The 22,700-nt window shown below is 74.6% G+C and carries 19 protein-coding genes, 1 tRNA gene and 1 pseudogene; 7 read left to right on the forward strand and 14 right to left on the reverse strand.

Annotation, left to right across the window (positions count from 1 at the left end; all coding sequences use genetic code 11):
* The first annotated feature begins 46 nt into the window (after positions 1-46).
* Positions 47-1,027, forward strand: coding sequence for a zinc-dependent alcohol dehydrogenase (locus AC0GKK_RS11680; protein ID WP_489883799.1), 981 nt, complete (start codon positions 47-49; stop codon positions 1,025-1,027).
* Here AC0GKK_RS11680 and AC0GKK_RS11685 read toward each other — a convergent pair.
* Complete coding sequence (locus AC0GKK_RS11685) at positions 1,021-1,671, reverse strand: GTP cyclohydrolase II (protein ID WP_253069563.1); 651 nt, start codon at positions 1,669-1,671, stop codon at positions 1,021-1,023. The two genes, AC0GKK_RS11680 and AC0GKK_RS11685, sit on opposite strands and share 7 nt — an antisense overlap.
* A gap of 12 nt (positions 1,672-1,683) precedes the next feature.
* Between AC0GKK_RS11685 and AC0GKK_RS11690 the strand changes: the two genes are divergently transcribed.
* Positions 1,684-2,427 (forward strand): creatininase family protein, encoded by a 744-nt coding sequence (locus AC0GKK_RS11690; protein ID WP_253069564.1) that lies wholly within the window; start codon positions 1,684-1,686, stop codon positions 2,425-2,427.
* Positions 2,428-2,538: 111 nt separating this feature from the next.
* Here the strand turns inward: AC0GKK_RS11690 and AC0GKK_RS11695 are convergent.
* The 3 genes and pseudogenes from AC0GKK_RS11695 to AC0GKK_RS11705 all read right to left on the reverse strand — a co-directional run.
* A pseudogene (locus AC0GKK_RS11695) lies at positions 2,539-3,420 on the reverse strand (lysylphosphatidylglycerol synthase domain-containing protein); the annotation flags it as partial.
* A gap of 774 nt (positions 3,421-4,194) precedes the next feature.
* Positions 4,195-5,259, reverse strand: coding sequence for a glycosyltransferase family 4 protein (locus AC0GKK_RS11700; protein ID WP_489883800.1), 1,065 nt, complete (start codon positions 5,257-5,259; stop codon positions 4,195-4,197).
* Positions 5,256-5,654, reverse strand: coding sequence for a 6-pyruvoyl trahydropterin synthase family protein (locus AC0GKK_RS11705; RefSeq protein ID WP_073577581.1), 399 nt, complete (start codon positions 5,652-5,654; stop codon positions 5,256-5,258). The genes AC0GKK_RS11700 and AC0GKK_RS11705 overlap by 4 nt, the downstream gene beginning before the upstream one ends.
* Before the next feature lie 288 nt (positions 5,655-5,942).
* On the opposite strand from AC0GKK_RS11705, the gene AC0GKK_RS11710 reads away from it, so the two are divergent.
* Positions 5,943-6,089, forward strand: a complete 147-nt coding sequence (locus AC0GKK_RS11710) for a hypothetical protein (protein ID WP_157818460.1) — start codon at positions 5,943-5,945, stop codon at positions 6,087-6,089.
* Here the strand turns inward: AC0GKK_RS11710 and AC0GKK_RS11715 are convergent.
* Entirely contained in the window at positions 6,058-7,305 is a 1,248-nt protein-coding gene (locus tag AC0GKK_RS11715) for a YbfB/YjiJ family MFS transporter (RefSeq protein WP_489883801.1), read from the reverse strand. The genes AC0GKK_RS11710 and AC0GKK_RS11715 overlap by 32 nt on opposite strands.
* 116 nt (positions 7,306-7,421) lie before the next feature.
* On the opposite strand from AC0GKK_RS11715, the gene AC0GKK_RS11720 reads away from it, so the two are divergent.
* Positions 7,422-7,991: a TetR/AcrR family transcriptional regulator gene (locus AC0GKK_RS11720; protein WP_489883802.1), complete on the forward strand. Its 570-nt coding sequence runs from the start codon at positions 7,422-7,424 to the stop codon at positions 7,989-7,991.
* Positions 7,992-7,995: 4 nt separating this feature from the next.
* Here AC0GKK_RS11720 and AC0GKK_RS11725 read toward each other — a convergent pair whose 3' ends face one another.
* Positions 7,996-9,288: an MFS transporter gene (locus AC0GKK_RS11725; protein WP_405419512.1), complete on the reverse strand. Its 1,293-nt coding sequence runs from the start codon at positions 9,286-9,288 to the stop codon at positions 7,996-7,998.
* Between the two features lie 375 nt (positions 9,289-9,663).
* Between AC0GKK_RS11725 and AC0GKK_RS11730 the strand changes: the two genes are divergently transcribed.
* The 3 genes from AC0GKK_RS11730 (at position 9,664) to AC0GKK_RS11740 (ending at position 12,066) form a co-directional block, all read left to right on the forward strand.
* Positions 9,664-9,736 (forward strand) — tRNA-Arg (locus AC0GKK_RS11730).
* A gap of 93 nt (positions 9,737-9,829) precedes the next feature.
* Positions 9,830-11,278: a tyrosine-type recombinase/integrase gene (locus tag AC0GKK_RS11735; RefSeq protein WP_489883803.1), complete on the forward strand. Its 1,449-nt coding sequence runs from the start codon at positions 9,830-9,832 to the stop codon at positions 11,276-11,278.
* A gap of 152 nt (positions 11,279-11,430) precedes the next feature.
* Positions 11,431-12,066 (forward strand): hypothetical protein, encoded by a 636-nt coding sequence (locus AC0GKK_RS11740; protein WP_489883804.1) that lies wholly within the window; start codon positions 11,431-11,433, stop codon positions 12,064-12,066.
* Positions 12,067-12,603: 537 nt separating this feature from the next.
* Here the strand turns inward: AC0GKK_RS11740 and mobF are convergent.
* Genes mobF through AC0GKK_RS11780 form a run of 8 tightly spaced genes read right to left on the reverse strand, consistent with a single transcriptional unit; the run spans position 12,604 to position 22,619 of the window.
* Positions 12,604-17,004: a MobF family relaxase gene (gene mobF / locus AC0GKK_RS11745; protein ID WP_489883805.1), complete on the reverse strand. Its 4,401-nt coding sequence runs from the start codon at positions 17,002-17,004 to the stop codon at positions 12,604-12,606.
* The gene (locus tag AC0GKK_RS11750) at positions 16,989-17,261 is read right to left on the reverse strand and encodes a hypothetical protein (RefSeq protein WP_489883806.1); all 273 of its coding nucleotides are present in this window, start codon (positions 17,259-17,261) and stop codon (positions 16,989-16,991) included. The genes mobF and AC0GKK_RS11750 overlap by 16 nt, the downstream gene beginning before the upstream one ends.
* On the reverse strand, positions 17,258-18,145 hold the full coding sequence (locus AC0GKK_RS11755) for a hypothetical protein (protein ID WP_489883807.1): 888 nt from the start codon (positions 18,143-18,145) through the stop codon (positions 17,258-17,260). The genes AC0GKK_RS11750 and AC0GKK_RS11755 overlap by 4 nt, the downstream gene beginning before the upstream one ends.
* Positions 18,142-18,801, reverse strand: coding sequence for a hypothetical protein (locus AC0GKK_RS11760; RefSeq protein ID WP_489883808.1), 660 nt, complete (start codon positions 18,799-18,801; stop codon positions 18,142-18,144). Before AC0GKK_RS11760 ends, AC0GKK_RS11755 begins: the two co-directional genes overlap by 4 nt.
* Positions 18,801-19,682, reverse strand: coding sequence for a hypothetical protein (locus tag AC0GKK_RS11765; protein ID WP_489883809.1), 882 nt, complete (start codon positions 19,680-19,682; stop codon positions 18,801-18,803). Before AC0GKK_RS11765 ends, AC0GKK_RS11760 begins: the two co-directional genes overlap by 1 nt.
* The gene (locus tag AC0GKK_RS11770; RefSeq protein ID WP_489883810.1) at positions 19,670-21,613 is read right to left on the reverse strand and encodes a type IV secretory system conjugative DNA transfer family protein; all 1,944 of its coding nucleotides are present in this window, start codon (positions 21,611-21,613) and stop codon (positions 19,670-19,672) included. Before AC0GKK_RS11770 ends, AC0GKK_RS11765 begins: the two co-directional genes overlap by 13 nt.
* Positions 21,613-22,149, reverse strand: a complete 537-nt coding sequence (locus tag AC0GKK_RS11775; RefSeq protein WP_489883811.1) for a hypothetical protein — start codon at positions 22,147-22,149, stop codon at positions 21,613-21,615. Before AC0GKK_RS11775 ends, AC0GKK_RS11770 begins: the two co-directional genes overlap by 1 nt.
* The gene (locus AC0GKK_RS11780) at positions 22,149-22,619 is read right to left on the reverse strand and encodes a WhiB family transcriptional regulator (RefSeq protein WP_489883812.1); all 471 of its coding nucleotides are present in this window, start codon (positions 22,617-22,619) and stop codon (positions 22,149-22,151) included. The genes AC0GKK_RS11775 and AC0GKK_RS11780 overlap by 1 nt, the downstream gene beginning before the upstream one ends.
* Positions 22,620-22,700 lie beyond the last annotated feature (81 nt).

The raw sequence follows: 22,700 nt of genomic DNA on the forward strand, positions 1-22,700 counted from the left end.
TGTCGGGACCGTCGGCGCGCCGCGCGCCGGGATCGGGGACGGTGGAGTGGGGCACGAGGCACGGGCGTTCTGGCTGGCCTCGCCGGGGCACGGCGAGATCCGGACGGTGCCGGTGCCCGACCCCGGGCCGGACGAGGTGCTCGTGCGCACCCGGTACACCGCGGTCAGCCGGGGCACCGAGACGCTGGTGTTCCGCGGCGAGGTCCCGGAGTCCGAATACGAACGGATGCGCGCCCCGTTCCAGGACGGCGGCTTCCCCGCCCCGGTGAAGTACGGCTACCTGGCGGTGGGCGAGGTCGAGCAGGGCCCGCCCGGCCTCGCCGGGCGCACCGTGTTCTGCCTGTACCCGCACCAGAGCCTGTTCGTGGTGCCCGCCGACGCGGTCACCGTCGTCCCCGACGACGTGCCCGCCGCGCGCGCGGTGCTCGCCGGCACCGTCGAGACCGCCGTGAACGCGGTGTGGGACGCCGCCCCGCTGGTCGGCGACCGGATCGCCGTCGTCGGGGCGGGGATGGTCGGGGCGTCGGTGGCCGCGGTCCTGGCCGGGCTGCCCGGCGCGCGGGTGCAGCTCGTCGACCCCGACCCGGACCGGGCCGCCGTCGCCGCGGCGCTCGGCGTCGGGTTCGCCTCTCCCGACGACGCCGAGGGCGACCGGGACCTCGTCGTGCACGCCAGCGCCACCCCGGCCGGCCTGGCCCGCTCGCTGGAGCTGCTCGCACCGGAGGGCGAGGTGGTCGAGCTCAGCTGGTACGGGACCCGCTCGGTGCCGCTGCCGCTGGGCGGGGCGTTCCACAGCCGCCGGCTCACCATCCGCGCCAGCCAGGTCGGCACGGTGTCCCCGCGCCGGGCGCGCCGCGGCTACGGCGACCGGATGGCGCTGGCGCTGCGGCTGCTCGCCGACCCCCGGTTCGACGCCCTGGTCGGCGGCGACTGCACGCTCGACCAGCTGCCCACCGTGCTCGCCACGATGGCGGCGGACGGGCCGCCGTCGCTGTGCCTTCGGGTGTCGCACCACGGGGGTCAGTAGCCGGTCGCGGTGTGGCCGCGCGGCGCGTCCGGCGCGGCGTCGACCTGCGGCAGGACGTGCCCGAGCCGGTCGCGCTTGGCGGTCAGGTACCGCACGTTGTGCTCGTCGGCGGGCTCCAGCACCGGCACCAGCTCGGTGACGACGATGCCGTACCCGGTCAGCGCCTCGACCTTCGCCGGGCTGTTGGACAACAGCCGCACCCGGCCGATCCCGAGGTGGCGCAGCACGACCGCAGCGGCCCCGAAGTCGCGCACGTCCACCGGCAGGCCCAGCGCGACGGCCGAGTCGATGGTGTCCAGGCCGTCCTCGTCCTGCAGCACGTGTGTGCGGATCTTCGCGAGCAGGCCGATGCCGCGGCCCTCGTGCCCGCGCAGGTAGACGATCACGCCACGGCCCGCGCGGACGACAGCGTCGATCGCGATCGACAGCTGCGCCCCGCACTCGCAGCGGCGCGCGCCGAAGACGTCGCCGGTGAGGCACTCGGAGTGCATCCGTACCAGCGGCGCCTCCACGTCCGTGGGGTCGCCGTGCACCAGCGCGAGGTGCTCGGGACCGCCCTCGTACTCGCGGAAGGCGATCGCACGGAACTCCCCGTGCCGTGTGGTCAACCGGGACTCGGCGAACTCGTGTCGGTCGTCGTGCACCGTTGCTCCTCCATGATCGGGCGGGGCCGTGAGAGCCTCGCCTGCGTGAATCCCCTCCCGGTCGACACCACCGAGGACGTCCGGGAGCGAGGTGCCTCCGTGGCCCTGCTCCCGGTCGGGAGCCTCGAGCAGCACGGACCGCACCTGCCCCTGACCACCGACACCCTCGTGGCGTCCGCGGTGGCCGCCCGGATCGCGCAGGCCCACCCCGTGCGCGTCCTTCCACCACTGACGATCTCCTGCTCCCACGAGCACGCCGCGTGGGCGGGCACCGTGAGCATCTCCGCGGCGACGCTCGGCGCGGTCGTCTCCGACGTCGCCGCCTCGCTGCGCGCCTCCGGCACGACCGCGCTCGTCCTGGTCAACGCGCACGGCGGGAACCACGTCCTGCGCAACGTCGTCCAGGAGGCCTCGGTCGGACCGCTGCCCATGGCCCTGTTCCCCGTCTCCGAGGACTGGACCGCCGCCCGCCGGACCGCCGGGTGCGAGACCTCGAACACCGCCGACATGCACGCCGGAGAGCTGGAGACCTCGATCCTGCTGCACACCGTCCCCGACCAGGTCCGGCCGTCGTACCGCACCGCCGACCACGTCGCCGACGAGCGGCCGTACCTGCTCACCACCGGGCTCGCCGCCTACTCCGCCGGCGGTGTGGTAGGGCGGCCGTCGCTCGCCACCGCCGACAAGGGCCGGGGCCTGCTCGACGCGCTCGTGGTCGCCTTCGAGGGGCACCTGCGGGCGCTCGCCGGGCGCTGACGGCGCGGTCTCCCGGGCCGCCCGGCGGCGCCGCAGCACCACGAGTGCGCCCGGTGCGACCCCGACGAGCGCCAGCACCCCGTAGGCGACGGCGGCGGCGAGCCCCTCGGCCGCGGGCAGTCCGACCGCGGCGAACCCGGCCGCCGCGGCCGCCTCGCGCGGCCCCCACCCGCCGACGGTCAGCGGGATCGTCATCGCCAGCAACGCGACCAGCAGCAGCGGCAGCAGGACGGTGAGCGGTGCGGTCGCGCCGGCCGCCCGCGCGGCCAGCACGAACAGCGTGAGGTGGCAGGCCAGCGCTCCGGCCGAGGTCAGCACCACCCCGGCCGCGGTGCGCGGGCGCAGCACGGTGCGCGCGTCGGCCCACACGCGGCCGAGCCGGGTGCGCAGCAGCCACCCGGCCCCGGCGAGCGCGGCCACGACGACGACCGCGGGCAGCACCGCGCCGCCCGGGACCGCCCCGGCCGCGGCCCGCAGCAGGTCCGGCTGCAGCGCCAGGACGAGGGCGACGGCCGCCACCGCGACCAGGTGCCCCGCGACGCGTTCGAACACCACGGCCCGGACCCCGGCGCCGAGATTCCCCTCGCTGCGCCCGTGGCTGACCGCGCGGTGGACGTCGCCGAGGACCCCGGCAGGCAACAGCGAGTTGAGAAAGGTGGCGCCGTAGCAGTCGGCCACGGCGCGTCCCGCAGTCAGGCCGAGCCCGATCGAGCGGGCGACCATCCGCCACCGCCAGGCGCTGAGCACGGTCGCGACCGCGCCGAGCAGCAGCGCGGCGACGACCGCTGCCGGCCCCACGCCGCGCAGCCGCTCCAGCACCGGCCCGACACCGACCTGCACGACCAGCGCGGCCAGCAACCCGGCCCCGGCGAGCAGCCGCAGGGCCGGACCCACCCGGCGTCTCACGGCCGCTCCCCGGGACCACCAGCAGGTCGATGTGGCCGACCGACACGGTGAGCTTGCCCGCGTCGAGGGCGCGCTCGCGCCGGTCACGGTAGGCGCCTGCGTGTGCGGCGAGGCCGGGACGCTGCGCGCACGCCGCGTCGAGCCGTCCGGCCAGCCACTCGCGGAGCAGCGCGGGCCGGTCGGGGCCGAGCCGCCACGGCGAGTCGGCGGTGCGGACCCGCGCGCCGTGCCGGGCGAACGCGGCCGCCGCGGCGGCGGGGGCGTCCGGCCCGAGCATCCGCCGGCCGTTCTCGTCGCGGCGCTGGTGGTCGTCGAAGGCGGCGCCGATCTCGGCGTCGAGCGGGTCCTCGGGGTGCAGCCGGACCCGGCCGGACACGGTCAGGGTGAACAGCACGGGGCAGCCGGCGGCCGTGCAGACAGCGGCCAGGGCGTCCATCTCGTCCGCGGTGAGCAGGTCGAGCAGCGCGGAGGCGGTGATCAGCGACGTCCCGGCCAGCAGGTCGGCGCCGAACCCGGTGAGGTCGCCGGGCCCGGCTTCACCGGTCACCCCGCCGGGGAGCGACGCGACGGCGTGGGAGAGCACGACGGGGTCGCGATCGTGCAGGACCCAGTGCTGGCCACCGGGCCGGGCGAGGCGCGGGGCGAGCCAGCGGCCCATCGACCCGGTGCCGCAGCCGAGGTCGCGCACCAGCAGCGGGCCCGGCGGCAGGAGGTCGCGGACGGCGTCGGCGAGCACGGTCGAGCGCGCGTCGGCGTCGGCGGGCTCGCGCAGGGCGAGCCACTCCGGCGGGCAGACCGGGTTGCCCGCCGCACCCTGGATCGGGACGGCGGTGTGGTCGGCGGCGCGGTGGTCGGCGGCACTCACGGCAGCACCGCGCAGAGGGCGCGGGCGGTGTCGGCCCAGCCGTCGAGCCGGTCCCGGCGGGCCCGGGCGGCGGCGCGCAGGTCCGCGCGCATTCCCGGGTCGGTCAGCCAGGACCGCAGCGCGGCGGCCAGCGCCTCCTGGTCGCCGGGCTCGACGAGCAGCCCACCGTCGCCGAGCGCCTCGGGCACCCCGCCGACCGCAGCGGCGATCACCGGGACGGCCCGGGCCAGCGCCTCGGTGACGACCATCCCGTAGCTCTCGGTGCGCGAGGGCAGCACGAGCAGGTCCGCGGAGGCGTAGGCGGCGTCGAGGGCGGGGCCGGTCAGCGGGCCGGTGAGGGTGATCTGCCCGGCCAGGCCGTGCCGGTCCACCGCCGCGCGCACGGCCGCGGTGTGCGCGGGGACGCGGTCGAGCGGCCCGGCCAGGCGCAACGTCCACTCCCGGTCGGCGACGCGGGCGAGGGCCTCGACCAACAGGTCGTGGCCCTTGGTCGGGGTGAGCGCCCCGACCGCGAGCAGCCGGGTACCGGCCGGGTGCGCGGACGTCATCGGGGCAGCGTCCACCCCCGGCGACGCGACGTGCACGCGGGCGACGGACAGCTGGTGCAGACGGACCACCCGCCGTGCCGTCCATCGGCTGGTGGTGACGACGGCGGCTGCCGCGTGCAGCGCCGCGCGCTCCCGGGCCCGGCGGTCCGCGACGACCGCCGCGGCGAGCCCGTGCTCGTCGCCCAGCGGCAGGTGCACCAGGACGACCACGCGTACCCGGCCGGTGTGACGGGCGAGGACCCCCGGCGCGGCGCAGGCGACGAGCCCGTCGAGCAGCACCGACCCGCCGTCCGGGACGCCCGTGAGCGCCGCGTCGAGCCGCTCGAGGGCGGCCCGGTCCGGGTCCGGCCAGCCGCCCACGACGGCGATCTCCCGCACGGGACGGTCGAACGCGGCGCAGACACCGCGGTCGTAGCGGTTCCCGCCGCTCGGCGAACGCGGGTCGTCGATCCCGGCAGGGACGACGACGTGCACCGCACGCCCCGTGGTGCGGGGCGGTGCGGGAGCCGTCACAGGTCCCGCTCGTAGCTCGCCCACGCGACGTGCGACTCGTGCAGCGTCACCGTCACGCCGGTCAGCCCGCCGGCGTTGCCGCCGAGCTTCCCCGCGCCGATGCGGTCGGCGAGCCGGTCCGCGATCGCCCGGGCCAGGAACTCGGTGGTCGTGTTGACGCCCGCGAACTCGGGGTGGTCGTCGAGGTCGCGGTGGTTGAGGTCGGCGAGCGTCTCCGCGAGCTGCGCGGTGGCCAGCCCGATGTCGACGACGATCCCGTCCGGGTCCAGCTCAGGGCGCCGGAAGGTGGCGTCGACGAGGAAGGTCGCGCCGTGTCGCTGCTGCGCCGGTCCGAAGACCTCGCCGCGCAGGCTGTGCGCCACCATGACGTGGTCCCGGACGGTGATGCTGAACAATCGGTCCTCCTGCGTGCGGCGCCCCCTGAACCGGATGTCCAGATCAAAAGCGGGCAATGTTCATGAAACCACCATGCGGGCGACGCGGCGACCGAGCCGCGTCACGGGGTGGCCCGCGCTGGTCACGCGTATGCGCCCGGCTGCTGCGACCTGTCACCGGTGCTGCTCCGAGCGGATGAGGCGTGACACACCATCGTCACCTTTGAGGCAACTGTGTCTCAAGGGCTACTCTCGTGGCGCGATGCGGACACAGCAGCGTCCGAGTCGACCACTACGAGGAGGTAGCCGATGACCACCCACGAGACCCCGATGCCGTCCTGGTCCGAGACCCTGCGGGACGCCGGCCGGCGCACCGGGAACGTGCTCCGCGCGATCTGGGTGGGCATCGACACCTGGAGCGCCGTCACGCACGGCCGCGCCCCGGCCCGTCGCTGACGCCCGTCCCCCGGTGCGGCACGTCCGCGCCGGGGGACGCCGTCGTCCAGGACCGGTCCGCGTCCGGCGGCGCCAGCCGCGGGTGCAGCTGAGCCCAGGCCAGCAGCCCCAGCGCGGCGGCGACGGCGAACGTCCCCGCCGTCCCGATCCGGCCGGCCAGCCCCCCGGCGAGCGGTGAGCCCACCGTCTGGCCGACGCCCAGGGCGAGGCACGCCCACGTGACCGCGCGTGCGGGAGCGCCCGGGAGGATGTGTGCGGCCCACAGGATGCACAGCCCGGTCAGCCCGATGTAGCCGGCACCGAACAGGCCCGCCGAGACGACCGCACCGGCCAGGCCCGGCTCCGGCAGGGCGAGCAGGGCGATCCCGGCCGAGAACAGGGTCCAGACGACGAGCCCGACCGTTCGCAGCCCGTACCGCTGCGCCGCCCGTCCCACCGCGCCGCCGACCACACCGACCACACCGACCACACACCAGGCGACGGTGCCGACGACCGGCCCGGCGCCGAGCTCGTCGAGCCGCGCGGTCGAGAAGGTCCAGTACGGCGCGCTGACCAGCCCCAGCAGCCCGGCGACGGCCAGCAGCGGCAGCACCCGGTCGTGCCCGCGCTGCGCGGGCGCCGCCTCGGGGACCCCCCGCGGCAGCGACCACGCGGCGGCAGCAGTGACGACGACCGCGACCAGACCGAACCCGAGCCAGACGGCCCGCCAGTCCCCCGGCAGCAGCGGCGTGAACGCGGTCAGCGCGAGCCCCGCCCCGGTGCCGGTGTTCGCCCAGGCCTGTGCCCGGGTGCGCGCGGCCGCACCGACCGTCTCGACGACGAGCTGCGCCACCCCGGGCGTCGCGATGCCGGCCCCGGCCCCCGCCACCACGATCGCGGCACCGAACACCACCACGCCGGGTGCGAGGGCCATGAGCAGCAGCCCCACCGTCGCGGAGACGGCGGCCGCGATCGTGGCGCCGCGCGCCGACCGCGCCGACAGCGCCGGAGCGGCGAGCAGCCCGAGGACGTAGCCGGCCGTGGAGAGCCCGCCGAGCACGCCGACCGCGGCCGGGGTCAGGCCGAACGTCTCGGTGAAGCGAGGCACGAACAGTCCGTAGGCGTAGCGGGCGACGCCGTAGCAGAGCGCGATCACCCCGGCGCCGAGCAGCGCGGTGGTCCACCAGGGCCGGTCGGTGGCGGGTGCAGGTCCGGGCCGTTCGCAGGTCGCCGTCATGCCGGTAGTGAACAGACCTGTCTGTTTGTTTGCAACTCGTGCCGACGGACAGCATCGTCTCTGCTGCTAGAGTCGCCTTCTCGGAACAGACCGTTCGGTTCACTCCAGGAGAACGCATGGCACGCACACGGCGCGGCGACGCCGGGGCGAAGGTGCTCGACGCCGCGTCCCGGCTCTTCTACCGGGACGGCATCAACGCGGTCGGGGTGGACACCGTCGCCGCCGAGGCGGGCGTCACCAAGACGGCGCTGTACACGAACTTCGGCTCGAAGGACCGGCTCGTCGTCGCCTACCTGCGGGACCGCGACCGCCGGTGGCAGGACGACGTCGACCGGATCACCGCCGACCACGCGTCGCCGCGGGACCGGATCCTCGCCGTCTTCGAAGCCTACGAGACCTGGCAGTCCCGGGAGGGCTTCCGCGGCTGCGCGTTCCTCAACGCGACCTCCGAGCTGCCGCGCCTCGACCACCCGGCCCGCGAGGTCGTCCGGCACCACAAGACCGCGCTGCGCAGCTACCTGCAGACCCAGGTCGAGCGGCTGGGGACGGCCGAGCCGGCCGCGGCGATCGCCGGGACCCTGATGATCCTCCTGGAGGGGGCGGCCGCGATGGCGGTGGTCGAGCACGGGGCGGGGCCGATCCGCGCGGCCCGGGAGGTCGCCGACGGGCTGCTCCCGGCGGCCTGAACGGTCACACCGGGACGGGTCCGTGCGGGTGCTGGTCGTCGACGACGAGCCGGTGCGCGTGGGTCCAGCCGTGCACCGAGGGGCTGGCGGTGACGACGTGGGCGTGGTCGGCGTCGTGGTCGTGGCGGTGCCGCACGAGGTCGGCGCCGGCCGTCGGCCAGACCGTGACCGCCACCCCGAGCGCGACGACGGCGAGCGCGGCGAGGACCGACCAGGTGACCGTCCAGCCGGCCGAGACCGCCAGCCAGCCGGTGAGCGGGTAGGTGAGCAGCCAGCAGGCGTGCGAGAGCGAGAACTGCGCGCTGAACAGGGCGGGCCGCTGGCCGGGCCCGGCCGAGGTGCGCAGCAGGCGACCGGTGTTGACCATGATCCACCCCGGGCCGAAGCCGACCAGCGCCCAGGCGAACGCCGCGGTCGTCCACGACGGTGCGGCCGCCAGCAGCAGGGTCGCGCCGGCCGCCAGGCAGGAGACCGCCGCACCGGCCAGCATCACCGTCCGGACCGGGAGCCGCCGGGCGACCCACGGGGAGGCCAGCGCCGCCGCGGCCGTGCCCGCGCCGGACACCGCGAGCAGCAGCCCGACATCGGCCTCGGTGCCGCCGAGCAGGTCGCGGACGACGTTCACCGTCGTCACCAGCGACACCACCCCCACCGCGGCGACGACGACGTTCAGCGCCAGCAGCCCCCGCAACTGCGGGACCGCCCGGAACAGCCGGACCCCGAGCAGCAGCCGGGTCGCGAAGCCGCCCTGGGCGCGGCCCGCGACCGGCGGGACGGCCGTCGACGCCACGACGACCGCGGAGAACACGAACCCGGCACAGGTGCCGACGAACAGCGTCGAGTAGCTCGTCACCGCGACGGCCGCCGCGGCCAGCAGCGGGCTCAGCACCGTCTCCGCGCTGCTCGCGAGCTGCGAGGCCGACAGCGCCCCGGCGTAGTCCCGCTCGTCGGGGACGACGTCGGGGATGACCGACTGGAACACGGGGGTGAACGTCGCCGAGGCGACCTGGAGCACCGCGACCAGGACGAACACCTGCCAGATCCCGGTCACCCAGGGCAGGACGAGCACGACCGCCGCGCGGACGACGTCCGCGCCGACCATCAGCATCCGTCGCGGGACCCGGTCGGCGACCGCGCCGACGACCGGCCCGACGACGACGTAGGCCGCCATCTTGATCGTCAGTGCCGAGCCGAGGACGAGCGCGGCCCGCTCGCCGGCCAGGTCGTAGGCGAGCAGCCCGAGCGCGACCGTCGTGAGACCGGTCCCGACCAGAGCGACGACCTGGGCCGTGAACAACCGGCGGAACCGCGTGTTCCGGAACAACGATCGCACTGGCCCTCCCCGTCGCCTGCGGGGACCGTAGAACGATTTCCCGATCGCCCCAACGGATCAGTTGCCAGCGGGGAGCAGCAGCCTCCCGGCGTGAACTGCGAGGTGGCGGCGACATCGTCCCCGAACCACGAATCCGCAGGTCGACGCGGCTCGTGGCACCGTTCCGGCTGCGAGGAGGTCGCTGTCGCCGTGCACTCGCAGAAGCCTTCCGGTGTCGTAGTGGGCGACGTCACGGCGACGATTCCCGAATTCCGCGCGGAACGGCGGATCCGCCGTTCCGCGGCGCGGCGGGCGGCACCGGCGGTCCGGCGGGGAGGCGTCCGGGTAGGCTCCCGTCAGGCCCTCGTAGCTCAGGGGATAGAGCACCGCTCTCCTAAAGCGGGTGCCGCAGGTTCGAATCCTGCCGGGGGCACTACACCGTGACCAGCGGAAACGCTGTTCGCGATCGCGAACGACAGACGCCCGTGGGGCCATTTGTGGGGCCAAACTTGGCTACGGTCCGCCCATGCCCCCGCAGAAGCGCACGTCGCGCGGCTACATCGAGGAGCTGCCGAGCGGTTCGTTCCGCGCCGAGGTGTTCGCCGGCATCGACCCGCTGACGGGCAAGAAGCGCAAGCTCCGGGAGACCTGCAAGACCCACGCCGAGGCTAAGAAGGCGCTGACCAAGCTCCAGCGCCAGGTCGACGAGAACAAGCAGCCGAAGTCCTCGATCAGCGTCGGACAGGCCGTCTCGCAGTGGCTGGAGGTCGCCGACCTCCAACCCACCACGCAGGAACGCTACGACGACCTGATCCGGCTCTACGTGCTGCCCACCTTCGGCCACCTCCAGGCGGGCAAGCTCGACGCCGAGCTGCTGGAGCGCTTCTACGCCCGCCTCCAGCGCTGCCGGACCCTCTGTACCGGTCGCCCCCGCGCCGGACACGAGTGCCGACCGCTGAGCGCCAGCACGACCCGCAAAGTGCACTACATCCTCCGCGCCGCGCTCGACCGGGCCGTGCGCTGGCGCCACCTCGGCGTCAACCCCGCCGCCATCGCCCAGGCCCCCGCACCGAGCAAGGCCGAGCCCGACCCGCCCAGCGCCGACGAAGCAGCGGCAATCCTCAACGAGGCATGGCGCGACCCGGAGTGGGGCCTCCTGCTCTGGCTGACCATGCTCATCGGCCCCCGCCGCGGCGAGATCTCCGCGCTGCGCTGGCACGACGTCGACCTCGACCGCGCGACCGTCTGGGTCCAGCGCAGCAACACCCAATCCAAAGCCGGCGTCGTGGAGAAGTCGACCAAGACCGACCGCAAGCGCCGGGTCGCGCTCGACCCGCACACCGTCGAGCTGCTGCGCACGCAACGGGACCTCTGGGTCAGCAGACTGTCCGCGCTCGGCGTCGAGTTCGAGTCCGACGGGTTCGTGTTCTCGCCGTCGCCCGACGGACGGACGCCCTACGCGCCCCGCGCGATCAGCCAGCGCTACCGACGGCTCGCCGTCCGGTTGAAGCTGCGCAGCACCCGGCTCCACTCGCTCCGCCACTACTCCGCGACCGAGCTGGTCGCGGCCGGAGTCGACATCCGGACCGTCGCCGGTCGACTCGGGCACGGCAGCGGCGGCGCGACGACCCTGCGGGTGTACGCGGCGTGGGTCGAGGAGGCCGACCGGCGCGCCGCCGCGACGATCGCCACGATGCTCCCCCAGCCGAAGCCCGCAGTGCGACGAGCAGGGCCATACGAGCTGCTCGCCGCCGCACTCCGTCAGCAGATTCAGGACGGCACCCTCCCGGCAGGCTCCCTCCTGCCGACGATGGCCGAACTCGCCGTCGCCAACTCCTGCGCCGTCGGGACCGCACATCGCGCCGTCTCGCTCCTACGCGAGGAGGGGCTGGTCGAGGTCTCTCGCGGGCGACGGGCGACAGTGCTCGGACCCGACGTCCGCGCAACACCGCCCGCGCCGGAGGTCACTGCCTGACGTCGATCGCGAGCATCGCCCCGGCCGACCAGGCACGCAGACGCTCTATAATTAGATACCCGAGAAACCAAGCAGTTGCGCTTACTGAGTACCGGTGAGACTCTGTACTCACTAGCCCGAAACACGGGCTCTCACGAGTATGAGGCTATCGGATGATCCACATCACTCTTCGCAAGACCAGCCTGACCAACGACCCGACCGACCCGCTGCGTCGGGAGTACTCGGGATGGGACGAGACGGCCTCGATCGAGGACAACTGGAAGATGAACCACGGCTACTTTTCGATCGGCGAGCGTGGAGACCGCCAGCAGTACGTCGCGTTCTCCTACGGCGGCGAGGTGGTGATGGTCGGCCGGATCGATCGGATCGTTCCTGCTCGGGGGAAGCCCGGCAAGCGGATCATCGAGGGTGCTCCGCTCGGACCTGGCGAGCCGATCTGGGACGCCTTCGTCGGGAAGCCCACCCCGGAGAAGGCGGTCGGCGTCCGGAACCCGATCACCTACGTCGAGGAGGGCCAGGCGTTCGGGCGGCAGTGCCGCTGCGGCTGTGGCGAGGTCGTATTCGAGTCCGACTTCGTTCGTGGACACGACCAGACCGCGCTGCACCAGCGCGTCGCACGGATCGGGACGATCCGTGAGTTCCTCGACTGGTTCGACGCCATTGAAGACGACCCGCGTCCTACGATCCCGACGGCGTCGGCCACCCTCACCGCGACCGGGACGATCGATCTGACCGTCACGGGCGGCGAGGTGCAGATGTCGTTCACCCCGGCCGGAGCACCCTCGTAGAACGCTCTCCTGGAGACATGAGCGCATTACTTCGGCCGTCTCGCGCGAGGTTAATGGTCGTTGTCGGTGGCTGGTGTCACCCTGGGGAGCATGGCGGCGACTGCTGAACAGGTAGCGCGGATCCCGGCGGGGAACCTCCGGGTCCCGCGCGAGGGTCTCGCGGCGGTCTGGGACGCGGCAGAGAGCCGGTCGGCGGAGCAAGCCGAGCAGGGGGTTCTGGACTGGTACGCCGCGGCAGTGGTCGCGACGTGCGCCTGGATGGCCTGCGCGATCTACCGCCCTCCGTGGGGCCGGCCGCATCCTGCGGAAGCGCCGGTGACCCGGACCCGGGCGTCGGCGTACGAGGAGCTGATCGAGGCGGAGTACCTGGCATCGGAGCGCTTCGAGGAACTGTACCCCCATCGGGCGGAACGGTCGCCGGGATGGGGGGACGGAGTCCGAGCGACGCTGCGGTGGGCCTGGCGCCGGGAGGGCCCGCCGCCGATCGAGGTCGAAGGATGGTCGGCGGCGGAGTAGGTCCCCCGCCGCCGACCACGGTCACCACCGGCTGTCGGCCAGCCCCGGCTCATCGACCCCGTCGGCGTCGTCCTTGACGTAGCTGGCCTGTTCGGTGTGCCAGCGGGCGAGTTCGGCGGCTCGTTCCTCGTGGTCGTCCTCGGCGGTGCCGCGGTAGCGGATCTCGTCGAGGATTCGGCCGGCGTGGTCGAGGTGGTCGGTCGTCTCAGCCGCTTCGGGTACCCGCACCGCGTCCTCCAGCACCGGGGCCGGTCGGTTCGCGGCGATCTCGCGGACGTCGTCTCGGCGGCTGTCCGCCGCCTCGGTGTCGTGTTGCTCGATCGTGACGGCGTCGCGGTCGTCGGGGGCTTGATCGTGGATGTCGTCCTCGGTGATCTCCCGGTACTGCTCGTCCTCGGCGACCGCCGCGTCGTGGGCGGCCCTCCACTCCGCGGCGGTCACCCGGTCGTCGGGGTCGTCGGCGGCATCCCGTGCGGACAGCTCGGCCTTGGACAACTCAGCTTGCACCCGGGTCTGTGCGGTGTGGGCGAGCCATGTACTGCGGGCGTCGTCGATCTCCTGGAGCTGCCCGGCTTGCTGCTCCAACAGCGCGGCCATCGCCTCCGCCCCGGCCGCCCGCTCGGCCAGCCGCTCCCGCTCCGCCTCATCAGATGCGTTGTCGAGGGCTGCGCGGGTGACCGCGGCGTCCTGACGCTGGGCCTCGGCGGCCTGGCGGGTTCCGGCGAGTTCGTTGGCGACGTAGCGGGGTGCGGCGGCGAGTTCGCGTTCGTAGGCGCGGACTCGGATGCGAAGCTGGCCGTTGGACAGCTCCAAGTGCTCGCGGTTGATCTCCGGCCGTCCGAGCGCCCGCCACGCCGCGCGGTGCGCGGCGAACTCCTCCACCTGCCCGGGCTTCGGAGCCGGGCCGAGCGCATCGGTCGGGTCGTCGTGACCGCGGACCTCGCGGTAGGCGGCAACGCGCCCGACGTCGTCGCACCACCGCTGCCGGGCCAGCGGCTCGGTGGGGACGTCGCCGAACGCCTCGACCGCCCACGCGGGCGGCTCGACAGCCGCGGCAGCACCGAGGTCGTCTGCGCGCTGGTCGGCGGCGTCGGCGAGCCGGTGGAGGTAACTGCTCCACTGGAGGTTGTCGGTCTGGGGAATCCAGTCCGTCCAGCGCTCCCCGAGCGGGTCGAGGCGGTGCTGGTCGCGGATGCGGGAGTAGACGACGTTGCTGACGTTGCGCGCCCTGGCCAGGGGGCCGCGCTCGACGGCCTCGGCGAGCACGGCGTGCGGCTCGAGTCCGGCGAGTTCGGCGCGGCGCAAGACCCGGGTCAGAGCGGCGGTGCCGTCCTCGGCCGCGATCCGCGCCCGCTGCTCGGTCGTTAGCGTGCCGTCGTGGACGAGGCGGTCCAGCGAGGCGGCGGTGCGCTCGGTCGCGGCGAGCTGCGCGGCGTCGGCGAGCAGCTCGGCCACCGTCCGCGCACTCCCGGCCTCGTGGGCGGACTCGATCGCGATCGCCACCGCGGACCGGTCGAGGACCTGGTCAGCGGTGGCGAGGATGGAGGCGAGGACGGCGACGGGGTCGCGGTGCAGCTCGTGGCGGGCTGCGGTGCCGTCGGCCGGATCCGCCGGCGCGACCCGCGTGGTGACGTGGGCGGTGTTGCGGCCACGGCCGCGGGACATCCCGACGTAGAGCGAGTTCGCGCGGGTCGTGGGGGTGACCACGGTGTGGGTGGTGTCGACGGTGGCACCCTGCCCGGCATGGGTGGTCCCGGCGTAGCCGAGGGCCAGGTGCTGGCCCACGTATGTCGCGGGCAGCACGAGGCGGGCCCCGACGGCCGGCCCGTGATCCGGGCCGTGGGTGTCGGTGGTGACCTCCAGGGTGCCGTCGTCGCGGACGGCGGTGATCCGGTAGAGGTCGCGGTTGTGCGGGCCGCGCCGGTTCCCTTCGAACCCGGCCAGGTGGTGGGCGTTGTGGCGAGCCTCGACCAGGTCCCCGACCCCGGCGGTGGTCTCGTCGAACCCCAGCCGCACCCCGGCTTCCTGCACTCGTCCGAGGCGCACCAGCTCGGTCCGGATCGAGCTGGAGAGGCGGGCGGCCTGCTCGTTGGTGTCGACCAGCAGCAGCGATCGCCGCCCGGCGAGGTGGTCGGCCAGCCAGCCCCGCGCCGCCGAGGTCTCGGCGTCCTCGCGAGTGCCGGAGTCCAGCAGGCGACCCTGCTGGTGGTAGGTGCGGAGCACGGTCTGGTCGCCCTCGCGCAGCCGCAAGCTGGCGTCGCGTTCCCACTCGGCGCTGAACCGGCGGGCGTCGGTGAGTTCGTAGCGGGACCCGGCCGTGGCGAGCAGGTCCATGCCGCCGCCGGCGCCGACCGCGGCGAGCTGGCGGTGGTCCCCGACCAGCAGCAGCTTCGCCCCCGCCTCGTCAGCCCGCTGATGGATGGCGGCGAGGGCGGCGGTGTCGGTCATCCCCGACTCGTCGATCACCAGCAGGTCCCCCTCCCGCAGCCGCCACACCTCGTCACCGGCCACCGTCCGACGGTCGGCCGGAGCGGCGGCGAGGCGGTCCTGGGTCGCGAGCCAGCGGGCGGTATTCGACGCCGTCAGCCCCTCAGCGGTCAGGACCTCGGTGGCGCGCTGGCTGGTCGCCAAACCGAACACCCGCCCCGGACCACCGCCCGGCCCGCCGGGCGGTCGTAGCTCGGGGTCGGTCCAGGCGCGGGCCAGGTTCCCCACGACGTAGGACTTCCCGGTCCCGGCGGGACCGACGAGGGTCTCGACCCGGGCGCCGGAGGTGAGGATCCCCCGCACCGCGGCGGCCTGGTCGACACCCAGTTCGAGGCCCTCGCTGCGCAGGGTGCGCAGGAATCGCTCCGCCTGCGCCCCGGTCAGGGCGGCGCCGTCGCAGGCGCTGGTGGCGGCGAGCAGGATCCGCTCCGAGCGGACCTGATCGGGGGTGCAGTAGACCCGCCCACCCGGGGCGAGGTAGGCGGACTCGCCGTTCGCCACGCGCAGCTCGTCGGGCAGCAGCCCCGACCCGGGCCGCTCGGACTCCAGCGCGATCGCGTAGACGAGCGCGTGGTCGGTGAGCTGGTCGAGCAGCACCGCGACGTCGCCGCCGTCGGGGACCCCGAGGTAGTCCGGCAGCGCCGCGTTGACCGCCCGCACCAGATCCGAGCGGGTCCACCCCGACTTGCGCGACGCCACGTCCTCCAGGGCTATCTCGATCACCGCCTGGGGGTTGAACGTCTGCGGGGTCACGCCCTCGCGGCGGGCGGCCAGGGCGGCGTCGGCGATCCCCGCCAGCCCACCGGCGATGTCGGCCTGCAACCGAGCGGCGACCCGGTCCAGCATGTCCCCACGGGTCTCCCCGTCGTGCGACTTCGCGGCCCGCGTGGCGAGGGTGGCCTGCTGGGCCAGTCGGTCGCGCTCGACGCTGTTCGGGGCGCGGCCGTAGCGGGTCTCGAACGCCTCGATCAGCTCCGCCGCCTTGGCCGTCACCGCATGCCGGCGGTTCGACACCAGCGACATCGCCTCGGCCGAGACGCCGACGACCTCGCGGGACTTCCCGTCCGGGCGGGTCGCGACCAGCGTCCCGATCGTCGCCGCCAGCCGCTCCTCGGTGGTGCGCTCCCCCACCGCACCCGCCCCGGCGCGCCAGCGGTGGATCGCCCGCGAGTCCAGGGTCCGCCACACCCCGTCCGGGCCCTGGATCCGGTTCAGGATCGCGTTGTGGATGTGCAGCTGCGGGTCCCGGTCCCGGGAGTCGTGCTGGAAGAACGACGCCACGGTGAACGCGTGCGCGTCCACCCACCGACCCGCGGCGCCGCCGTGGTGCCCGACCCGGGCATACCCGGCCTTGTCCTCCAGGTACGCGAGGGCGGCGTTGTTGCCCGCCCAGATCGCGTCCTCCACGGCCTGGCGGAACTCGCCCCACGCCGCGGCGGTCTCCTCGTCCCCGGCGTTGCGGGCGGCGACTTCGCGGGCCTCGAACGCGGTGTGCAGCAGCGTCACCGACTTCTGCACCGAGAACGTCGCGTCCAAGAAGGCGACGTTGTGCCGGGCCGCCTTCCCAGCCTCGGTACGCAGCTCGGCGCGACGTTCCGCCGCCGCGTCCGGCTCCCGTTCCAACGCCGCCGCATACAGGTCGTCCTCGGACAGGTACTTGCGTCCGGTGTGTCCCAGCGTCGGGACGCTGTCCCACTGGGACACATCCTGGAACCCGCCGTCCCGCGGGTCGAGGAACCGCTCGTACAGGGCGCGCATGTCCTGGGCATCGACCAGCCCGGCCAAACCGAGCTTCTCGGCCCCCGCACCCCACCAGCGGCCCGGGGGCTCGCCCTCGGCGACCGCCCCGGTGTAGTAGTTCTCTCGCCCGGTCGCGACCTCCTTCAACAGGTAGTCCGGCGAGTAGCCGGTGGCGATCCTCAGCACCCCGACCACACCCAAACGATCATGAAACCGGTGGTCGACCGGTCGGAGGCGGCCGCCGGGCAGGCGGAGGCGGCGAGGGTGCGGCGTGGCCGGCCGGAGGCCGGCCCGCCCCATCGGATCGTGATGCCTCGGTGTGAGTCTTTTGATCTTGGGGTGCTCTTGCTCTGTTCGGTGTAGTGGTTCTCGGTTCTGGTCTTCTGCTCGCTCTCGCTGCCGGTGCTGCTCGTCTCGGTGTGGGTGCTGCTGGTCTGGGTGCTCGGGTTCATGGCTGTGTCCTGTTCTGAGGCTCGTCGGGGACGAGGTGCAGGCCGCTCGGGGCCTGCGGTGGGGTGTCGCGGAGCTGCTGGAGGGCTCGGGCGGCGGTGCCCCGGCCGACTTGGGCGAGGTCTTCCAGCTCGCGGACCGTCGGGAGGGCGCCATGGTTCTGGCGGTAGGTGAGGGCGGTGGTGCGGGCGCGCTCCTGCGCGCCCGGATGCGCCCCGCCCGTCCCCCCAGCCGCCGACCCGTCCGGGCGGACGGCTGGGCGGGGTGCCGGGTGGGACACCGGCCGCGGCGGGCCCGGGATCACAGGCCCGTCCAGGGCGGGCGGGACACCCGATCCGCGTTCCACGGTGTCCGGGTGTTCCACCGGTGTCCGGCCGGGCAGTGGGACGGCGATGGTCGCCCGAACTCGCGGCCCGGGCCCGGTGTCGGTCTCCGGCCGGACCCGGCCATCCGCGGGCTCGTCACTGGGCGTCTCGGCCAGGAGGTAGAGCAGGTGCGCGACGACGGCGGCGGCGATCGCGGGCCACGCCCCGACCCCGAACCGAAGACCGGCGCTGACTTCCAGCTCCTCGCCCGCGGTGACCGTGTCGGCGGCGAGGTACACCGCCTGCGCGAGCCCAGAGAGGCCGGCGGAGACGACGACCACGGTCCAGGCGTAGCGGGCCGCCGACCCCGACAACCGCGCAGTGGCCGTGTAGGCGACCAGGGCGAGGCCGTCGGTGATCAGTGGGTAGATCCACGCCACCCCGACCGGGACCCGGGCGGCTACGGCGACCTCGAACAGGCCGTGCGCGGTCGCGACCGCGGCGCCGATCGCGACGGCCAGACCTGGGAGCCACACCGCGGCCCGACCCCACCGACCCGCACCACCGCTGCTGGTGGTCATCCGAGGGCACCCCCGATCGGGCTCGTGGCGTTCGGGGCGGGCTCGGGTGGGGCCTGGTCGCGGTGCTGCGCCCACCACCCGGTGATCACGGGCGCGTGCGCCAGCCCGGGCACCGACACCGGCGCCCCGCCCGGGGCCGCCCAGCCAGGGCGGGTCTGGTGGGCCTCGATCGAGCACGACCCCGCGCTCTTGCGAATCCGGGCGGTCACCCCGGGGCGCTGGCGGTCGTGCCAGTCCCCCGCCTCGGCGACCGACGCGTCGGGGCCCTGGTAGGCCGCGCACCATGCGTGCATCAGCCACAGCAGTTCCTCGACCACGTCGGGGTGCCACAGCCAGCACTCCGGCAGCACCGAGGCGCCGTCGGGGTAGCGCAGGAACACCGCGCCGAGCCACGCAATCAGCTCGTCGACCATGTCGGCGACCTCGCCGGGGTCGGTGGGGGCGAGCAGCCACGACGGCGCCGGCGGCTTCGCCTTCCTACCGATCACGGTCTTCAAGGTGTCCGCGGTCCGGGCGGCCATCTCGTCGAGCCGATCCACCCGGGCGGTGAGCGGATCCAGCCCGTCGACCCGGCGGCGCAGCACGTCGACCTCACGGGCCAGACCGGCCACGACGACCTCAGTCCCGGCGCCGTCGGGGGTCTGCGGCGGCGGCATCACCGCTCCCACCCCGCCCCGTCCCCATCCGCCGCAGGGGCCCGCCCCGCGGGCGGCTCCTCGGCCTCGGCGTAGTCTGTGGCCTCGGCCTGGGTCTGGCGGACCAGCTCGCAGACCCGTGCCATCTCGGCCTCGGTAAGCGGCCGGACCCCGCCCTCGACCGCAGGGTCGGGGGTGAACCACAGCCCGCCCGCGAACGACCCCGGTCCCTCGTCGAGCACCCGGTCCCGGTCACTGCGCTCGTCGGTGCTCACGTCCTCGCGGGGATGGCCGTCGTCGGGGGTGCTCACTCGGTCCTCCTCGTCGTCCAGGTGCTCGGTGGTGGCGGGGTCGTGATCGGGACGGGGGCCCAGCGCGGCGGCCGCGGCCGCCGCCTCGGCAGCCAAGGCCCGGGCGTCGTGCGCGGCGGTGGCCTCGCGGTGCGACCGCTCCCGCCCCTCCCGAGCGACGGTCACCAACCGGGGCTGCGGATCACACGCGGTGGTGTTGGTCAGCTCGTCGAGGCCGACCTGGTGGGCCCGAAAGCCCCACATCTCCACATCCGAGTGCAGCTCCGCCAGCCGGGCCCGCTCCGTGACCGCCGACGTCCCACGCGCCTCCCGAATCGCCGCGATCGCGGCGGCATCGGCCCGGCGCCGGGCGGCGGCGACCGTCTCCCCGCGGGCGAAGTCGACCCAGCCGAACCGGGCGCGCGCGTCGTCGAGATCGAACTCATCCAGCCGCCACCCCGACGACGGACGACCGTGCACACCGGTCGCGTCCCGCAGGTAGGAGGCGACGACCTGCTCGGCGTCGTCCCGCCCGCCGGGCAGCTCGGCTGCGAGGCGGTCGACGGCCTGGGCCGGAGTCCACCATTCGTAGCGCTCGTTCATCGCTGCCACTGCCCGTCACCTGCGCCGCCGGCGACCGGTCCGGCCGGGCCCGTCGTCCCACCGGGACCGTCGCCGGGCGACGGTTCGACCAGGGCCCGCGGCGCGGGGTCGTCGTCACCGCCGCGGATGGCGCGCAGCTCGGCGAACATCCGGTTCGACGACCGCACCCGCTCCGCCGCCTCCCCGAACCGCTCCGGCCACCGGACGGCAAGAACGACCAGGGCGCTTTCGAGCTGCCCGTCGACCCACACCCGGACCGCCTCGTTGCGCCGGTGACGACGCGACTCGGCGGCGACCCGCGCCATCAGCCGCGCCCGACGCCGCACGTCGGGCCGCTTCCACGCCATCCGCGCCCGGCCGATCACCGGCGCGATCCCCCGCCGGATCACCACCACCCGACCCGCGGGCAGGTTCGCGATCTGCGCCGGGGCCAGCACCGGCACCTTCCGCACCGACCGGGACGCGACCCGGCCGTGCTCATCCGTGGTCGAGACCTTCTCGTCCCGCTCGCCCGCGAGGGTGGACCAGAACTCCAAGTCCGCCTTATCCCGCGTCCCACCGAAGATCATCACCGCGGCGGTGTTGTTCAGGATCGTCGCGGCCTTGTGCTCACCCCACCGGGCCAGGAGCTGGGCGCGGGACTGGAACGCACAGAGGATCGTGACTCCCCGACCGCCCATGTCGGCGGTCCAGCTCTCCAGCGGGACAGGGCTGATGAGCGCGGCCTCGTCGAGGAAGAGTCCGAGCGGCGGGTCCAGCCGCCCGGCGGGTTTTCCGGCGGCGAGGCGTCGGGCTTCGCGGGCGATGTGCCCGGTCAGCGCGCAGACCAGGGGCGCGGTCTGGGCCTCCTCCGCGCCGAGCAGGAACACCGTCGCCCGCTCACCCAGGAGCCGGGCCACGTCGAACCCCTGCCCCGGCTCGGCCGCCGCGGCCGCCGCGGGGTGGGTCAGCCACCCGAGCGCGGGCATGACGCTGGAGGTGATCGAGGAACGGGTGCGCTCGTTGGTGGTGATGAACTGCATGACGTCCTGCTCGAACGCCGTCACACCCGACCGACGCAACAGAGCCGGGACCTCACGGCCGGCCGCGTCGGGGTCGGCGACCCACCCGAGGACGTCGGCCATCCGCTTCCCGCCGAGCGCGGCGGCATGCAGCAGGGCGGCGAGGACGCGGCGGGCCTGACCGTCCCAGAACTCCCGATCCCCACCCGAACCACTGGCGACGGCAGCGAGCATGTCCGTCGCACGCTCCGTCGCCGTCACCGGATCCGTGCAGCCGGTCAGCGGGTCGAACGTGATCGTGCTCGTGCGGTCGCCGAGACCGGCGGGGTTGAACACGAACACCTCACCCCGCGACTGGCGCCGCAAAGGTGCGCACAGGTCCAGCAGATCGGTCCGCGTGGAGGTCACCAGGGCGGCGCCGGGGGCGTCGAGGACGCGTCCGGCGAGCCAGCCGGTCTTGCCGGTGCGTGGCCCGCCGACGACGATCACGACGTCCTCGACCAGCGCCCACACCCGCAACGCACCCGTGCGGCACAGCTCGACCGCGGCCTCGGTGGTCGCGAGGCGCCACCGCTGGAGCCGGGGCAGCCCGGCCAGGGACGGGCGGACGGTGCCGGTCCGGCGCCGCACCGCGAGAGTCCCGGCGTGCCGGACGACGTCCAAGCTCGACGCCACCCCGACCTTGCGACGCGAGCGCGACGCCCACCGCGACACCGTCGCCGAGGAGCGGGTCCAGCGATGCCACACGATCACCACGGCCAGCCCGGCCACGGCGACCAGGGCGGGCCAGGACAGGGCGGTGACGAGCGTCGCGGCCGGGAGCAGCGCGACCGCGGCGAGCCCGGCGGCCAGACCGCGAGCCCCGCGCGACCACGCCAGCAGGGCGCCCCCGGCGAATACGGCCAGGACGAGACTGGTGGAGCTGAACAGGATGCTCATCAGTCGTCCCATCCCGTCCGCTGCGCCCACGCCGCGACGTCGGCCTGGTGACGGCTGCAGGTGTCGGTGTGGCCGGTCTCGTTGTCGGTCGGGTGGGACTCGAACGGGCCGTCGTCGGTGACCTGCTCGCCGCAGGTCGAGCACCGCCAGAACGCCGACGGCGTCCGGAACGACCGGATCCCGTCGCGTTCGGGATCGGGGGCTCGGCCACACACGAGCCCGTCGAAGGCCGTCTCCCCGACCGGCACCCCGCCGGTCGGCAAGCTGAGGACCGCGCCGATCTCGTCCCACGACCGCCCGGCCCCGCGGGCGGAGCGGGCGTAGTCGAACTGGGCCTCGGCGACGCTGCGCATCAGCAGCGCGGCCCGGACCCCGGCCAGCGGGTCGTCCAGCTTGCTATCGGTGAACACCGTGAACCCGGGGATCGGGACCTCGATCTCGATCGTGCCGAACACCTCGACCGCGACCCGGCGGACCAGCTCACGGATCCGGCCGGCGGCCTGCCCGGACTCGGTGACCCTGAACGTCTCGCTCATCACCGACCACCCCCGGCAGGGGTGGCGAGGGCGGCGGCCCAGCGATCGACGGTCCGGCGGGTGACGCCCAGCGTGCGGGCGATGTCTCCGCGGTCGGCTCCGGCGGTGAGCGCCGTCTGGCCCGCGGCGATGACCGGGGCCCGGTCGGTGCGCGGCGGCGGGCCGGGCACCACGGCCGGGCGCTCGACGCGACCGGCCCGGCGGGGCGTGGCTCGGCGGGCGCGGCGGAGCTCGTCCTCGGTCAGCCCACCGGCGATCCCGTGCGGCTGCTCGGCGATGGCCCAGGTCCGGCACGCGGCCAGGACCGGGCACCCCGCGCACACCGACAGCGCCCGCCGCTCCTCGGCAGCCAGGGCGAGCCCGGCGATCGCGGTCGGGAAGAACAGCTCCGGGTCGACATCGCGGCAGGCCGCGCGGGCCCGCCAGTCCAGCTCCTCGCCCATGCTGGGCGTCGGGTCTACAGTGAACATCTCTCCTACCTCCTGTTGGTTGGTGAGAGCGGCCCGGCGGTGTGCTTCCGCCAAGAACCCGTCGCCGGGCCGTCCCATCTC

The sequence above is a fragment of the Pseudonocardia sp. P-1 genome (genome assembly GCF_058111925.1).